This is a genomic window from Coprococcus phoceensis (genome assembly GCF_900104635.1).
Classification (GTDB): Bacteria; Bacillota; Clostridia; order Lachnospirales; family Lachnospiraceae; genus Faecalimonas; species Faecalimonas phoceensis.
Genome location: NZ_FNWC01000007.1, coordinates 1,527,820 through 1,542,443 on the forward strand (window position 1 = coordinate 1,527,820; position 14,624 = coordinate 1,542,443).

Here is a 14,624-nt window from a genome sequence, read left to right on the forward strand (position 1 = left end):
GATTGATAAATTAGTTTCCCATCTGTTTTGCTACTTCTTCAGCAAAGTTTTCTTCTTTCTTTTCTAATCCTTCACCTGTTTCGAAACGAACAAATCTCTTAACTGTTACGTTAGCACCGTTTTCTTTAGCTACTTTTTCTACATATTTAGCAACTGTTAAATCACTGTCCTGAACGTAAACCTGATCTAATAAGCAGATTTCTTTCATCTCTTTGTTCAAACGTCCGATAATCATTTTTTCAATGATGTTTTCTGGTTTTTCTGGATTTTCTGTCTTAGCCTGAGCTAATAAGATTTCTTTTTCGTGTTCGATGTAAGAAGCATCTACTTCATCACGAGATACATACTTTGGATACATAGCTGCAACCTGCATAGCTACGTTTCTTAAGCATGATTTGATTTCATCATTTACAACATCTGTATCAGCTTCTACTAATACACCGATTCTTCCGCCACCGTGGATGTAAGATACTACACAACCATCTGTTGTAACTTTTTCAAATCTTCTGATGTTTAAGTTTTCTCCGATTACAGAGATTTTTTCTGTTAAAACATCTTTTACTGTCTTAGAGTTGTCTGCTGCCCATGCTTCGCTCAAGAAAGCTTCGATATCTGTTGTCTCTGTGTTTAATGCCTGATTAGCAACTTCTTCTACGTAGCTTTGGAAATCAGCATTTTTAGCAACGAAGTCTGTCTCTGAGTTTACTTCAACGATTGCTGCTACTTTATCGTCTTTTACAACTGCTTTTACAATACCTTCTGCAGCGATTCTTCCAGCTTTTTTGTCAGCTTTTGCCTGACCATTTTTTCTTAAATATTCGATTGCTGCATCCATATTTCCATCTGTTTCATTAAGAGCTTTTTTACAGTCCATCATTCCTGCGCCTGTCATTTCTCTTAATTCTTTTACCATTTTTGCTGTAACTGCCATGATTCATTCCTCCATAAAATTGTGTGTTCTTTTTAAAAAATGCTTCAACCTGTTCTTAAGGCTGAAGCATTCATGTTCGAAATCTTACGCTTCTTCAGCTGCTTCTACTTCTTCTGCAACTTCTTCGTATACTTCCTCAGCACCTGTTACACCTTGGTTTGCTTCGATTACAGCATCTGCCATCTTAGCAACGATTAATTTAACAGCTCTGATTGCATCATCATTACCTGGAATCACGTAATCTAATTCTTCTGGATCGCAGTTTGTATCAGCGATACCAATCAACGGAATTCCTAATGTGTGAGCTTCCTGTACACAGATTCTTTCTTTTTTCGGGTCAACCACGAAGATTGCATCTGGAGCTTTCTTCATGTCTTTGATTCCACCTAAGTTCTTTTCAAGTTTTTCCCATTCTTTTTTGATTTCGATAACTTCTTTCTTAGGTAATACGTCGAATGTTCCGTCTTCAGCCATTCTTTCGATATCTTTTAAGCGGGCGATTCTGCTCTGGATTGTTTTGAAGTTAGTCAACATTCCACCTAACCATCTCTCGTTTACGTAGAACATTCCGCAACGTTCTGCTTCTGTTTTGATTGCATCCTGTGCCTGTTTCTTTGTACCAACGAAAAGAATTGTACCACCTTCAGCTGCGATATCAGAAATTGCTTTGTAAGCTTCGTCTACTTTACCTACAGATTTCTGTAAATCGATAATGTAGATTCCGTTTCTTTCTGTGTAGATGTACTCAGCCATTTTAGGGTTCCATCTTCTTGTCTGATGTCCAAAGTGAACACCTGCTTCTAATAATTGTTTCATTGAAATAACGCTCATGTGTTTTTCCTCCATTTGGTTTTTTTACTTCCATATACTTCCCGCCTTGCAACCGCTCTTTTTCATAAAAAGAGTTTGGCACCTGCAAGGATAACCATATATGTGTTTTTTGCAACGTTAATAGTATAACATATCTAAATGATGCATGGCAAGTCTTTTTTACCAATATCTTCTGATTGCTGTAATCGGCTGTGATGACCCCATATATACACTCGCCTCTTTTACTGTCTGCCCTTCTGTCGGTGCATGAATTACACGCTCACCGCCTATGTATATCGCCACATGTCCAGGATAACAGATAATATCTCCCGGAAGTGCATCTGCAAGACTTGCTATACTTTTTCCACCTACTGCCTGTTCTGCTGATGTACGCGAAATCGAGATTCCCACTGCCTGATGGGCTCTCATGGTAAGTCCGGAACAGTCGATGCCATTATAACTTGTCCCACCATATACATACGGTGTTCCGATATAACTTCTTGCGGCTGCCACAATTGCCTGTCCGACACTTACATCACCATTTCCTGTATTGTTATTACTGTCATTGTTGCTGCTTCCGCCACCCGAAGTTCCGGAATCCGGCTGACTTGGTTTTTCTTCTGACTGACTGTTTCCACCGCCTGAATTTCCACTGGATGTTCCTCCGGACTGGCTATTCTCAGACGTTGTATTCGACGCCACCTGTTGCTGCTGTTTTTTTGCTTCTTCTTCCGCTTTCTTTGCCGCCTCCTCTGCGGCTTTCTTTGCCGCTATCTGAAGCTGCTCATCTAAATCTGCCACTTCCGTCTTTTTTGCTTCCAATGTCTTGGATAAATTTTCTTTCTGGGTAGAAGACTCCGCCTTCAATTCTTTCAACTTATCCATATCTTTTTCCAAACTACTTTTTAAGGAAGCTACCTCATTTTTTGTCTCTATATATTTTTCCAAATATTCTCTATCTTTGTCATGAACTGCCTGTACATATTCTGCCTGTTTTAGCATCTCTGCAATACTGCCTGATTGGAAAATTTTTGTCAACATAGCGCCTGTTCCATTCTCATACATGACTTTAATGCGATGCTTCATTTCTGCATACTGCTTCTGTTCTTTTTCCTGTGCAGTCTCTAAATCTGACTTTGCCTGGATGATCTCCTCCCCCTTTGTCGTCATCTGTGCATCTATGTCATTGATCTTTGTCAATATCTTTGTCAAATCTGCTTGAAGCGTGTCTACTTCTTGTTGTACTGCCTTTTTCTGTGTCTCGAGATTGTCCACACTGCTCGGTTCCGCAAAAACCGGTGATACAATCAAACTGCTTGCTGTAATCGCTGATACAAGTATTTTTGTAATTCTTTTCATCTTAGTCCCTTTCTCTATTTTTTCTCCCCCTATATAGTTTAATATACTATAAATACCTCCCCTTTTCAATCATTTTCTCCAAACAAAAAAGGCTATGACATAGTCATAACCCTTTCACTCTTCCTACCAGTATCTTCTGAACCAAGGTGATCCGTATACACTCGAAACTTTTACTGTCTGACCAAAGTCCGGTGCATGAATCATCTGTCCTCCGCCTATGTAAATCCCTACATGTCCAGAATAGCACACAACATCTCCAGGTAATGCGGCAGCCATATTGGCAACTGCTTTTCCACCACTTCCTTGAGATCCTGAGCTATGTGGTAAACTTACTCCAATTGCCTTGTGCGCCATCAGCACTAGTCCTGAACAATCCACTCCGCTGTAGCTTTCACCGCCCCACACATACGGAACTCCGATAAAGCTATATGCCGCATCTACAATTGCTTGTCCGCCGCCAGAGTTGCTAGGCGGTACATAATCACTACCACCTCCATTGGAGGTTGTTCCGGAATTCCCACGATTACCAGAGCTTGCTGCCAATGCTCGCTGTCTGTCTTGTTCTGCTTTCTGTGCAGCTTCCTGAATCTGTGCATCAAAATCATCAACTTCTGCTTTTGCTTCTTCAATCGTCGCATTCAAAGTCTCTTTTTGACTTTCAAATTCTTTTTGCTTTTTCTGCTGTTCTTTCTGATCTTCTTCCAAAGATTCTTTTAAGTCAGCAATCTTTTCTTTCGTCTCAACATAGTCTTCCAGACACTTTCTGTCTTTATCATGAACTGCCTGAACATATTCCGCTTTTTTCAGCATCTCAGCAATACTTCCTGATTCAAATACTTTTGTGAGCATAGAACCTGTTCCATTCTCATACATTATCTTAATACGAGCTTTCATCTCTTCGTATTGCGTCTTTTCTTTTTCCTCTGCTTTCTGCAGATCATCTGTTGCTTTTATGATCTCTTTTCCTGTCTGAACGAGCTCTTCCTCCAACGTATTAATCTCTGCCATCAGACTTGCCATCTCATCTTGCAATGTCTCTACTTTCTTCTCCGCTGCTTCCTTATTCTGCTTTAAATCATCGACTGACGGCGCCGCAAAAACAGAACTCACTGTGAGAGAACTTACCAGTAGAGAGGTCAATAAAGTCTTTCCAAATTTGTTCATTATTCCACCTATCCTGAATTTTTTAGTATTTTCTTTACAATCCTCATTACCCCGATTATATAACACTTCATACATTTTTGCAATATTTTTTAATATTTTTGTAATATTCATTTTCCTTTTGCCTTTTCTTCGTAATATATGATATGCTATATTTAAACAAAAAAACACATATCAGGAGGTCAATTATGAATTTTACATTCAATCACAACAACTTAAATGTATTAGATTTGGAAAAATCGCTGGATTTTTACAAGAAAGCGCTTGGTCTTGAAGTTGTTCGCAAAAAAGAAGCTTCTGACGGAAGTTTTATCCTTGCATTCTTAAGCGACAAGACTTCTACTCAGAAGCTCGAACTGACATGGCTTCGTGACTGGGACCGTCCTTATAATCTTGGAGACAATGAATTTCATCTGGCATTTGAGACATCTGATTTTGATGCTGCATTCAAATATCACAAAGAGATGGGATGTGTCTGTTTTGAGAATCCGGATATGGGAATCTACTTTATTTCTGACCCGGATGGATATTGGATCGAGATCATTCCAGCCGAATAACGGAAAACACCATAATAATCGGGAGCGCACGTTTGCTATGAACGAGAGCTCCCAATTTGTATTTTTCTATTTTACATATCTTTTATCAAAACAAACATGCCTGATGCCACTAGTGCACAGAGTACAGTGATAATTCCCATTCGCATCGGCTGCTCCAGCATCCACGCAAATCCGTTCAGTTCAGTCACTACACAAGCTAATATATTCATGGTCATATGCATCAAAACCGGCGCTTTTAACGAGCCGAATTTTTCATAGACATATGCCAAAAGAAGACCGCATATTGTTCCATAAATAATCTGCACCAGATTTCCATGATACAATCCGAAAAACAGCGCAGAATAAATCACTGCCGGAACCATCGGCATAACTTCTCTCAGACGCTTGAAGAGCAGTCCTCTAAAAATCAACTCTTCCATGATCGGAATAACAATGCCAAGACATATGATCTGTACCGGTAAAGACGGAGTGTACAACATCTCCGACGCCTGTTTATAGCCCTCACTCACTTCTGAGAGATTGCTCAAAAGCAACAAATTGTTAACCCCTAGCGCAACCGGTATACTGATTCCGACAATCAAAATATATTTTCCAAAAGCCGCTTTTTTTTGCGGTGTAACTCCACTTTCTTTTTCCAGCTTCCGGTCTTTTCGAAACATCCACGCAAGAATCGGTATCGTACAAAGCGCAGCCAATGCGCTAATCTGTGTTGCATATTTCAAAACACCATCTGTCAGCTCCACCGTCTTTTGCATCAACTCTTCCTGGCTGGACACCGCTTGAAATGTCTCCGGATGCACAAATATCGCATACAGAAAAATCACAACTGCCTCCACCACAAATGCAACCGCCATTTTTACAATAATCGGACCGATCAGTCTCCAAATCCGCTGTCCAGGACTTCTTTGCTGCACAGTTCCACTTCCTTTCGAATTTCTTCTTCTCTTCCCGCCAAAGAACCTTGTACCATCTCTGGTTTTCCACCGCCTCTTCCGCCGAATTTCTCATTTAATCGTTTTGAAAATATTCGTGTATCACAACTTTTACTTCCAATCACATAGCGATAGCCATCTTTTTCATCTCCCGCAAATACAGCTCCAATCGAAGCACCGTTTTCTATGATAAGGTTTGTCAATTCTCTCGGCGCATTTCCCTCAAGCTCTTCCTCAAACCAAACGACTACTTCTTGGGATTGTGGAATCTGCTCCACCTTATAGACAAGAAGCTTTTGCTGAAGCTGTGAAACCTTCGCTTTTCCAGATGAAATCTCTTGCTTTAATCTGGTGACTTCTGAAAAGACTTCCTCCTCCGGGGCTGACAGCAAAACAGAAATTTTTTTCACACTCTCTGCTTTCTGCTCATAATCCTGAAGTGCCCGGAATCCACAGAGCATGGAAATTCGTACGCCACCTTTATAATTCTGCACATTCAAAAGCTTGATCAATCCAATCTCCCCAGTCTTTTTGACATGCGGTGCACAACAGGCGCACACATCATATCCTGGTATCTCCACAATGCGTACCTGCCCTTCAATCTCAATCTTACTTCTGTAAGCAATTGAATCTAATTCCTCTTTAGCGGGATACAACACCTTGATATCCAGACTCTTCACCACTGCTTCATTGGCTTTTCGCTCGATCACTTTTAATTCTTCTTTAGAAATGCTGCCGTTGAAATCCATTGTAATGGCATCTTTTCCCATGTGGAACCCGACATTGTCATAGCCATATACCGCATGTACAATCCCTGATACAATATGTTCTCCGGAATGCTGCTGCATCTTGGAAAACCGTTCTTCCCAGTCAATCGTGCCCTGTACTGTTTTTCCTATTTCCAAAGATTGGTTCGTCTTATGGTAAATGATTCCGGCTTTTTCCTGCACATCTGTCACTTTTGCATCATCTAGTCTCCCGGTATCTGCGTATTGTCCCCCTCCCTCAGGAAAAAAGGCAGTTCTGTCAAGAACCACCTCATATACTTCCCCTGATTGTTCGCACGAGACAACCGTTGCCGAAAAGGTTACCATATGACTATCTTCATAAAATAACTTTTCTGTCATATCCTACATCCTTTCCGGAGCCTCAAAACCAAGCATGTCAATACATGCCTCCAATGCCCGTTTTGTAATCAGCAACAATGCGATAAATCCTGCTTTTCGGTCTTCATTCTCTTCTGAAAGAATCTTCGTCTCATGATAGAAGCGATTGAATGCATTCGAAAGATCATAAATGTATGCACAGATTTTATGTGGTGCAAGTTCTTCAAATGCTGTCTCAATGACATTATTAAATTTTGCAACCTCCAGCATCAATGCTTTTTCACTCTGTGTCTGAGGTTTTTTCATCTTGCACTTGGCTGCATCTTTTCCACTTTCTGCATATTTTGCAAGAATTGATTTGATACGCACAATCGTATATAAATTGTACGGTCCTGTATTTCCCTCGAACGAGATAAATCTTTCCACATCAAACACATAATCCTTCGCAGCCTGATTTGACAAATCTCCGTATTTCATGGCAGAAAGCGCAACCATCTGTGCTGTCTTTCTCGCCTCTTCTTCGGACATCGTACGGTTCTCTGCAATTTTTTTATACATCTCCTCATTGATGTCATTGATCAGACTCTCCAGACGCATCACTCCGCCGTCTCTCGTCTTAAATGGTTTTCCGTCTTTTCCGTTCATTGTACCAAATCCAATGAACTTCAATTCCATATTCTCATTGATGATCTTTGTCTTTTTCGCGCAACGGAATACCTGCACAAAATGCAGTTCCTGACGCTTATCTGCAAGGTAGATCACCTCATCCGGATGATACAGTTTCTCACGTTCGATCAGTGTGGCAAGATCTGTCGTATCATACAATGCCGCTCCGTCAGATTTTAAGATCATACACGGCGGGATCTCTTTTGTATCGTTCTCTTCTTTGACATCTACGACAAGCGCTCCCTGATCAATATGTGCATAACCTTCTTTTTTCATATATTCTACCATCTCCGGAATATATGGCTGCGCATCTGCCTCGCCTTTCCAAAGATCAAATTCCACGTTCAATGCACCGTAATTCTTTTTTAAATCCGCAACAGAAACATTCATAATGTGTTTCCAGATTGCAGTGTATCCTCTATGCCCGTTCTGCAATAAGAATGTCGCCTGCAATGCTTCTTCTTTATAATCTTCATGTTCTTTTGCGTATGCGCTCGCTGTCGGATAAATCTCTTCCAACTCGGTGATCGTAAACGGTGATTCTTCTGGATATTCTCCTTCAAACTGATCGTCAAAATATGGAAGCTCCGGTTTTCTCTTTTTCAGCTCGGTGATGACAAGTCCCATCTGGTATCCCCAGTCTCCAAGATGCACATCTCCAATCATCTTATGTCCGACATATTTCCCGATTCGTTTTACACTTTCCCCAATTACCGCTGAGCGAAGATGTCCTACATGAAGCGGCTTTGCAACATTCGCTCCGCCGTAATCCACAATGATCGTCTTCTGCTTTGTCGGCTCTTCCACACCAAGTTTTTCCTGCTCTGACATTTTTCCTAAATAAGAAGCGACAAACTCACCGTCCAGAATAATATTGATAAATCCTGGATTGACCGCCTCCACCTGCTCAATGCAAACACTTTCTTTTAATACTTCAACCACATCATTGGCAATCATGATCGGTGCTTTCTTATAAGCTTTTGCCGCCGCCATCGCGCCATTACACTGATATTCACACAAATCCGGTCTGTTTGACAATGTAACCTTTGCATATTGTTTATCATATCCTGCTTTCTCAAAGGCAGCTTCCAATTCAAATGTTAAAATATCTGCTATTTTTTTCATAGTTCCTCCTGCTTTGCATCTGCTCTATTTCGTTCGTTCATATTTTTTCTTATACTTCCTTATTTTAGCACAAGGATTTCATTGCAACAACCATATATTTGCAAAAGATTTCGTTCGTTATTGTATTTTCTTTTCTTCCATGATATATTTAGGAACGATTACTATTATTGAAACTTAAATATACTATATTATGAAAGTGAGGAAACATTATGAAAATAGGCTCTCATGTAGGTATGAGTGGCAAAGAGATGCTGCTTGGTTCAGCAAAAGAAGCCGTCTCATACAACGCCAATACCTTTATGTTTTATACAGGCGCACCCCAAAATACGCGCCGAAAAGATGTCAGTGAATTAAATATTGACGCGGCATGGGATTACATGTCCGCTCACGGAATTGACGAAATCGTTGTGCATGCACCGTATATCATCAATCTTGGAAATACAATCAAACCGGAAACCTTTGAGCTGGCAGTAGAATTTTTGCAGCTAGAATTGGAGCGAACAGAAAGCTGTAAAAGTCACACTTTGATTCTCCATCCCGGCGCACACGTAGGCGCTGGAGCAGATGCCGGAATTGCACAAATCGTAAAGGGATTAAACACTGTCCTGACCAAGGACACGAATTGTAATATTGCCTTAGAGACGATGGCAGGAAAGGGAACCGAGATCGGACGGTCTTTCGAAGAACTTGCACGCATCTACGACGGTGTTGTCCACAACGAAAAGCTGCGCGTCTGCTTTGATACCTGCCATACACATGACAGTGGCTATGATATCATTCACGATTTTGACGGAGTCATCAACCATTTTGACAAACTCATAGGCAAAGAGCAGATTGCCGTCTTTCACATTAATGACAGCAAAAATATACGCGGTGCTTCCAAGGATCGCCATGCCAACATAGGTCTCGGCGAAATCGGCTTTGATGCACTCTCCTATATCGTGCATCACAAAGACTTCAAAACAGTGCCAAAGATTTTGGAGACACCTTATATTCCATCTACAGAGAATCCCAAAAAATCTTTCGCACCTTACAAACACGAAATTGAAATGTTAAAAACCAAGACATTCTCTTCTATCCTTTAAGATGATTATTTTACCTTCCTCTTGACTTTCTCTTCTTCTAATTGTAATATTGTATTATATATTTAATACAAAGTGAGGTGATTCTTAAATGCCATGGGAACTAAGCAATGACCGACCTATTTATCTGCAGCTTATGGAACGTATACAAATGGATATTGTATCGGGCAAATACCACGCTGGTGACAAGCTTCCTTCTGTACGCGATCTCGCAATAGAAGCTGCTGTAAATCCAAACACGATGCAAAAAGCTTTATCAGAACTGGAACGTGTTGGTTTGGTATACTCACAGAGAACGAGTGGACGTTTTATTACGGAGGACGCAACTATGATAAAAGAACTAAAACAGCATCTTGCCAATGAACATATCTTAGAATTTTTCGAAAAAATGAAACAACTCGGTTTTCGAGAAGAAGAAGCTTTACAACTTATGGAAGAGAGAATAAAGGGGGAAAAATAGATGAATCCTATTTTGGAGTGCAGAGGACTTACCAAAAATTACGGAAGCTTTACTGCATTATCGAACTTAAATCTATCTCTGGACAGAGGACAGATTATCGGTCTTTTAGGACCAAACGGAAGCGGAAAGACAACATTGATCAAACTCATCAACGGTCTGCTCGTTCCAACAGATGGACGCATATTGATCGACGGGGCAGAACCATCTGTCACCACACGAAATATTGTCTCTTACCTTCCGGAACGGACATACTTAAGCGACTGGATGAAAGTAAAAGAGATTGTCTCTTATTTCAAAGACTTTTATGAGAATTTTGATGAGAAACGTGCCTATGAGATGCTTGCACATTTGCAGATTGATTCAAATGCAAGACTCCGCACCTTTTCCAAAGGGACAAAAGAAAAGGTACAATTGATTTTAGTCATGAGCCGCAATGCAGATTTGTACGTATTGGACGAACCAATCGGCGGTGTTGATCCGGCAGCACGTGATTATATACTGAACACCATTCTTACAAACTATAATGAAAATGCTACAATATTGATCTCTACACATTTGATCACAGATATTGAAAACATTTTAGACCGTGTTCTTTTTCTTCAAAACGGGCACATTGCACTCAATACAAGTGTAGATGACATCCGAATTGAGCACGGAAAATCCGTAGATACATTATTCAGGGAGGTATTCAGATGTTAAGTAAATTAATTAAACACGAATTTCGGGCACTCTCCCGATTTTTACTTCCGATTCATATTCTTTTGCTGGTTGCCTGTCTGATTGGACGATTTATGTTTCAGGCGATGGCCATGATGGATCTGCCAAATGTGATATTGATTGTCTCATTTGTATTCCTGATCTCCATCTGGATCGTTGTACCATGTGCGACATCTATTTTAATTGTAGTACGCTATTATAAAAGCCTGTATACCGACGAAGGATATCTGACACTGACACTTCCGGCGACAAGAGGACAGCTTCTGTTTTCCAAAGCATTTGCAGCATGCGTCTGGAGTATTTTAGATCTCGCAATCGTCATCGCAGGACTTGCAATCGTGGTTATCATACCACAGGTTTATCAAAACTCTGCAGAGGCGCTTAATGAGCTAGAAAAAGCATTGGAGATGTCACCAAGCCTGTTTTTCTGGTCAACTGTCGGAATCTCTGTTGTCGGATGTTTTGGGAATGTGGCACTTTACTATTTTTCAGTATCTATCGGGCAGCTCCTTTCTTCGCACAGAGTGCTCGGAGCAATCATTGCTTACTTTGCAATTTCAACAGTTTTTTCTGTATTGATGCTGATCGTCATGTTTGCAGTTGGATATGATCCATTTTTGAGCGCTTCCTCTGATTCGCTTGCCACAACAGCATTCTTAAGTTCTTATAAGGCAAGCGCCATCCTATGTATCCTGGAAACATTCCTGTTCTTCGGTGGTACATACTACTTACTAAAGAAAAAAACAAATCTCAACTAAAAAACAGGGACAAGGGTTCTTTTTGAAACCCTCGTCCCTATTTTTATCAAAATACAACCTGAATCAAAAACATATACAGCACCGTTCCAGCCCCGATACTGAGCAGATTGTTTCGTTTCCACACATGCAGTGCCGCAACCGTGGCCACAGCAATCAACTCCGGAACACCATGCGGCGCCTCCCGCACCGGTGTACTTTTTAAACAATATACAACAAGCATCCCGATCACTGCCGGTGTCAATACTTTTCCAAGATACTGTATCGTCTCTGGAATCTCTTTTCCTTTTGGAAAGACCAAAAAAGGAGTAACTCTCGTTGCAAATGTAGTCAGTGCAACCGCCAAAATAATCAAAATCGAAATTCCCGCACTTACCGGCATCCTTCTTCCTCCTTATCCAATCTCTTTTCCCCCACAAACAATATAAGAACAATCAAAAGCATCGACGGCAATACAAAACTGTCCGCGCCAAAAATCTGCAGACAAACAAACGCTCCCACAACACCGATCACCGCCGGTATCCGGTTCTTTTTCTCCATCCATTGTTCAATAAAGATCACAACAAACAATGCCGTCATTGCAAAATCAATTCCCTCTGAATTGATCGGAAGAAGACTTCCCACCAAACCACCGATTGCAGAACCAATCACCCAATAAGATTGATTCAAAAGTGCGATCGCCAAAAGAAACTTTTCTTCCGCTACTCCCTGAGGCACTTTTGTCGTACAAAGCAATGAGTACGTCTCATCCGTCAAGCTAAAAATCATATACCATCTTGATTTGCCCATTTTATTAAATTTTTCCAAAAGAGAGATTCCATAAAACACATGTCTGACATTCACCATAAATGTCAAAAAAATGACTTGTAAAAAAGAAATACCCGGCACGAAAAAATTCACTGCCAGGTATTGTCCAGAACCTGCATATACAAGCAGACTCATTAATATCGCCCATACGAAAGAATATCCCTTTTCTGCATACATCACACCAAACGCAATTCCTATAAACAAATATCCCGTCAACACCGGAATTGTATAAGGAAATGCTTTCTTAAATGCTTGCCTATGTTGTGACATTTCTCTTCCTCTATCCTACACTTTATACCATTCTCAAATATACACACCTAGGCGGATTCGAACCGCCGCACCCGCCTCCGGAGGGCGGTGCTCTATCCCCTGAGCTATAGGTGTATAAGAGTCGTTTACATCGTAAACGACTTTTAAATAATATCACACTTTTCTCCAAAAGTAAAGAAATTCTGTCTGGATTTACAAAATCACAAAATTAGTCGGTTTTCTTTTCTGCTGAAATAATATGCTCTGTAAGAGAGGATTTCCTCCTCTTCCACCTGCGTATCGTTGATCTCTTCAATCATATCCTCCAGATCGATACGGTTCGGGCTCTTACTCTCCGGCACGATAATCACTTCATGTATACTGCTTGGGAGTACATAATAATTTTCTCCGAGCTGATTTCCAATATCCTCAAGCACCTTATCATACAAAATGCACGCAGCACCAAAGCTTCGGATTTCATTGGTTAGCACATACATAAAATCTTCTTCCTCTTCATCGTTTGTCTCTTCGCCAAGCAATTCAGCCACCACGGAGTGCATTGTTTGAAATTCCGGCGGCAGGAGTTTTTTCGTGTTCTGATGTGCAATGTTATAGATTTTCTCTTTTTCCACACCCCACATTTTCACAATATCATCTGTGATCAATATGGTGGCTGTTCCTGATTTACTGACATCCAGCAGCACATAGAATACAATCGCCAAATCCAACACGCACACATGTGGAATCTGTTCGAGAAGTTCTGCATTCTCCTCTGCATGAATCAGTTTGTACACAATTTTTTGCTGCATTTTTGAAAAGCTCTGCAATACCGAAGTCTCCCACGCATGCTCTATGCGCACTTCCTGATACAATTTTAAAATGCTCTTTACAATCCGGTCAAGTGACTGATGTTTCTGATACTGCTCAAAATATTCTTCCAGATAAATCGTCGGCGATACATTGATTCCTTTTTCACTGACCATGATTCCGACTCTGTTTTTTCCATTATTTTTCATCGTCGTCTGAATACATACTGACATCCCTTCTTTCACCTGTTGCTTTATTCTTACTTCTACTGCACTCACAAATTGCTGATAATTCATATAAACTCCTTTCCTGTGAGTTGCTTTCTTTTTATCCCTCTTGAAAAATTGACATGAACCTGTCAAAGAAAATAGATTTGAAATATATTATGGTTTTTTGATTATAACCGAAGCTTCTGAAAAATACAATGCCTTTTTGAAATTTTTATCCATACGCTAACATTTCCTCTGTAACAAAAAAAGGATGAGCTATCCTATAAATAAACTCATCCTCTCCGTTATCAGATATCTGAACAGAATCCATTATACTCTTGATAAGTACTCTCCTGTACGTGTATCAATCTTCAGAACATCGCCTTGTTCTACAAACAACGGTACGTATACAACTGCTCCTGTCTCCACAGTAGCTGGTTTTGTCGCACCCTGTGCTGTATCTCCTTTAAATCCTGGCTCTGTCTCTGTAATCGCAAGTTCTACGAACAATGGTGGCTCTACAGCAAATACATTGCCATTGTGAGAACAAATCTTCACCATCTCATTCTCTTTTACGAATTTGAGTGAATCACCAATTGCATCTTCATTCAATGCAATCTGATCATATGTCTCAACATCCATGAAGTGATACAATTCTCCATCAGAATATAAGTACTGCATATCTTTTCTTTCGATATGAGCTTTTGGGAATTTTTCTGTAGGTCTAAATGTTTTTTCTACAGCTCCACCACTGATAATATTTTTTAATTTTGTTCTAACGAACGCTGCACCTTTACCTGGTTTTACATGTTGGAATTCTAAAATCTGATAAATATTCCCGTCAATTTCAAGGGTTACACCATTTTTAAAATCTCCTGCTGAAATCATCTG

Annotated in this window: 16 protein-coding genes and 1 tRNA gene; 5 read left to right on the forward strand and 12 right to left on the reverse strand. The window is 40.3% G+C overall.

The annotated features are described in order from the left end of the window. Positions 1-10: 10 nt before the first annotated feature. The 4 genes from tsf to BQ5364_RS11185 all read right to left on the reverse strand — a co-directional run bounded on the left by tsf (position 11) and on the right by BQ5364_RS11185 (position 4,264). Positions 11-931 carry a translation elongation factor Ts gene (tsf, locus tag BQ5364_RS11170; protein ID WP_004611338.1) on the reverse strand — a complete coding sequence of 307 codons (921 nt, stop codon included), beginning with the start codon at positions 929-931 and terminating at the stop codon, positions 11-13. An 84-nt stretch (positions 932-1,015) separates the two neighbouring features. Continuing rightward, positions 1,016-1,762 (reverse strand): 30S ribosomal protein S2, encoded by a 747-nt coding sequence (gene rpsB, locus BQ5364_RS11175; RefSeq protein WP_022250631.1) that lies wholly within the window; start codon positions 1,760-1,762, stop codon positions 1,016-1,018. Positions 1,763-1,921: 159 nt separating this feature from the next. Further along, entirely contained in the window at positions 1,922-3,100 is a 1,179-nt protein-coding gene (locus BQ5364_RS11180; RefSeq protein ID WP_044986648.1) for a C40 family peptidase, read from the reverse strand. Positions 3,101-3,223: 123 nt separating this feature from the next. Continuing rightward, positions 3,224-4,264, reverse strand: coding sequence for a C40 family peptidase (locus tag BQ5364_RS11185; protein ID WP_071144750.1), 1,041 nt, complete (start codon positions 4,262-4,264; stop codon positions 3,224-3,226). Between the two features lie 185 nt (positions 4,265-4,449). Here BQ5364_RS11185 and BQ5364_RS11190 point away from each other — a divergent pair, with 185 nt between their 5' ends. After that, positions 4,450-4,818, forward strand: a complete 369-nt coding sequence (locus tag BQ5364_RS11190; RefSeq protein ID WP_071144290.1) for a VOC family protein — start codon at positions 4,450-4,452, stop codon at positions 4,816-4,818. A 71-nt stretch (positions 4,819-4,889) separates the two neighbouring features. Here BQ5364_RS11190 and BQ5364_RS11195 read toward each other — a convergent pair whose 3' ends face one another. From BQ5364_RS11195 to argS, 3 genes are read right to left on the reverse strand one after another with little or no spacing between them, the layout of a single operon-like run. Further along, positions 4,890-5,732 (reverse strand): CPBP family intramembrane glutamic endopeptidase, encoded by an 843-nt coding sequence (locus BQ5364_RS11195; protein WP_022250626.1) that lies wholly within the window; start codon positions 5,730-5,732, stop codon positions 4,890-4,892. Continuing rightward, positions 5,693-6,877 (reverse strand): alanyl-tRNA editing protein, encoded by a 1,185-nt coding sequence (locus BQ5364_RS11200; protein ID WP_004611344.1) that lies wholly within the window; start codon positions 6,875-6,877, stop codon positions 5,693-5,695. Before BQ5364_RS11200 ends, BQ5364_RS11195 begins: the two co-directional genes overlap by 40 nt. Before the next feature lie 3 nt (positions 6,878-6,880). Next, entirely contained in the window at positions 6,881-8,647 is a 1,767-nt protein-coding gene (gene argS, locus BQ5364_RS11205) for an arginine--tRNA ligase (protein WP_004611345.1), read from the reverse strand. A 209-nt stretch (positions 8,648-8,856) separates the two neighbouring features. Between argS and BQ5364_RS11210 the strand changes: the two genes are divergently transcribed. The 4 genes from BQ5364_RS11210 to BQ5364_RS11225 all read left to right on the forward strand — a co-directional run bounded on the left by BQ5364_RS11210 (position 8,857) and on the right by BQ5364_RS11225 (position 11,664). Next, the gene (locus tag BQ5364_RS11210; RefSeq protein ID WP_004611346.1) at positions 8,857-9,732 is read left to right on the forward strand and encodes a deoxyribonuclease IV; all 876 of its coding nucleotides are present in this window, start codon (positions 8,857-8,859) and stop codon (positions 9,730-9,732) included. A gap of 88 nt (positions 9,733-9,820) precedes the next feature. Continuing rightward, entirely contained in the window at positions 9,821-10,189 is a 369-nt protein-coding gene (locus BQ5364_RS11215; protein WP_004611347.1) for a GntR family transcriptional regulator, read from the forward strand. After that, complete coding sequence (locus BQ5364_RS11220; protein ID WP_004611348.1) at positions 10,190-10,888, forward strand: ABC transporter ATP-binding protein; 699 nt, start codon at positions 10,190-10,192, stop codon at positions 10,886-10,888. It abuts the gene before it with no gap. Beyond that, positions 10,882-11,664, forward strand: coding sequence for a hypothetical protein (locus tag BQ5364_RS11225; protein ID WP_004611349.1), 783 nt, complete (start codon positions 10,882-10,884; stop codon positions 11,662-11,664). Before BQ5364_RS11220 ends, BQ5364_RS11225 begins: the two co-directional genes overlap by 7 nt. A 46-nt stretch (positions 11,665-11,710) precedes the next feature. On the opposite strand, the gene BQ5364_RS11230 is transcribed toward BQ5364_RS11225, so the two are convergent. The 5 genes from BQ5364_RS11230 to efp all read right to left on the reverse strand — a co-directional run bounded on the left by BQ5364_RS11230 (position 11,711) and on the right by efp (position 14,621). After that, on the reverse strand, positions 11,711-12,043 hold the full coding sequence (locus tag BQ5364_RS11230) for a branched-chain amino acid transport AzlD family protein (protein WP_004611350.1): 333 nt from the start codon (positions 12,041-12,043) through the stop codon (positions 11,711-11,713). After that, positions 12,034-12,738, reverse strand: coding sequence for an AzlC family ABC transporter permease (locus tag BQ5364_RS11235; protein WP_004611351.1), 705 nt, complete (start codon positions 12,736-12,738; stop codon positions 12,034-12,036). The genes BQ5364_RS11230 and BQ5364_RS11235 overlap by 10 nt, the downstream gene beginning before the upstream one ends. Positions 12,739-12,780: 42 nt before the next feature. After that, positions 12,781-12,852 (reverse strand) — tRNA-Arg (locus BQ5364_RS11240). 86 nt (positions 12,853-12,938) lie between these two features. Continuing rightward, positions 12,939-13,820 carry a DUF5688 family protein gene (locus tag BQ5364_RS11245; protein ID WP_022250619.1) on the reverse strand — a complete coding sequence of 294 codons (882 nt, stop codon included), beginning with the start codon at positions 13,818-13,820 and terminating at the stop codon, positions 12,939-12,941. A gap of 243 nt (positions 13,821-14,063) precedes the next feature. Beyond that, positions 14,064-14,621 (reverse strand): elongation factor P, encoded by a 558-nt coding sequence (gene efp, locus BQ5364_RS11250; RefSeq protein ID WP_004611355.1) that lies wholly within the window; start codon positions 14,619-14,621, stop codon positions 14,064-14,066. Positions 14,622-14,624: the final 3 nt, after the last annotated feature.

Coding starts and splice junctions, on each gene's coding strand:
- tsf (WP_004611338.1), bottom strand. CDS start 931: ATGGCAGTTACAGCAAAAATGGTAAAAGAATTAAGAGAAATGACAGGC.
- rpsB (WP_022250631.1), bottom strand. CDS start 1,762: ATGAGCGTTATTTCAATGAAACAATTATTAGAAGCAGGTGTTCACTTT.
- BQ5364_RS11180 (WP_044986648.1), bottom strand. CDS start 3,100: ATGAAAAGAATTACAAAAATACTTGTATCAGCGATTACAGCAAGCAGT.
- BQ5364_RS11185 (WP_071144750.1), bottom strand. CDS start 4,264: ATGAACAAATTTGGAAAGACTTTATTGACCTCTCTACTGGTAAGTTCT.
- BQ5364_RS11190 (WP_071144290.1), top strand. CDS start 4,450: ATGAATTTTACATTCAATCACAACAACTTAAATGTATTAGATTTGGAA.
- BQ5364_RS11200 (WP_004611344.1), bottom strand. CDS start 6,877: ATGACAGAAAAGTTATTTTATGAAGATAGTCATATGGTAACCTTTTCG.
- argS (WP_004611345.1), bottom strand. CDS start 8,647: ATGAAAAAAATAGCAGATATTTTAACATTTGAATTGGAAGCTGCCTTT.
- BQ5364_RS11210 (WP_004611346.1), top strand. CDS start 8,857: ATGAAAATAGGCTCTCATGTAGGTATGAGTGGCAAAGAGATGCTGCTT.
- BQ5364_RS11215 (WP_004611347.1), top strand. CDS start 9,821: ATGCCATGGGAACTAAGCAATGACCGACCTATTTATCTGCAGCTTATG.
- BQ5364_RS11220 (WP_004611348.1), top strand. CDS start 10,190: ATGAATCCTATTTTGGAGTGCAGAGGACTTACCAAAAATTACGGAAGC.
- BQ5364_RS11225 (WP_004611349.1), top strand. CDS start 10,882: ATGTTAAGTAAATTAATTAAACACGAATTTCGGGCACTCTCCCGATTT.
- BQ5364_RS11230 (WP_004611350.1), bottom strand. CDS start 12,043: ATGCCGGTAAGTGCGGGAATTTCGATTTTGATTATTTTGGCGGTTGCA.
- BQ5364_RS11235 (WP_004611351.1), bottom strand. CDS start 12,738: ATGTCACAACATAGGCAAGCATTTAAGAAAGCATTTCCTTATACAATT.
- BQ5364_RS11245 (WP_022250619.1), bottom strand. CDS start 13,820: ATGAATTATCAGCAATTTGTGAGTGCAGTAGAAGTAAGAATAAAGCAA.
- efp (WP_004611355.1), bottom strand. CDS start 14,621: ATGATTTCAGCAGGAGATTTTAAAAATGGTGTAACCCTTGAAATTGAC.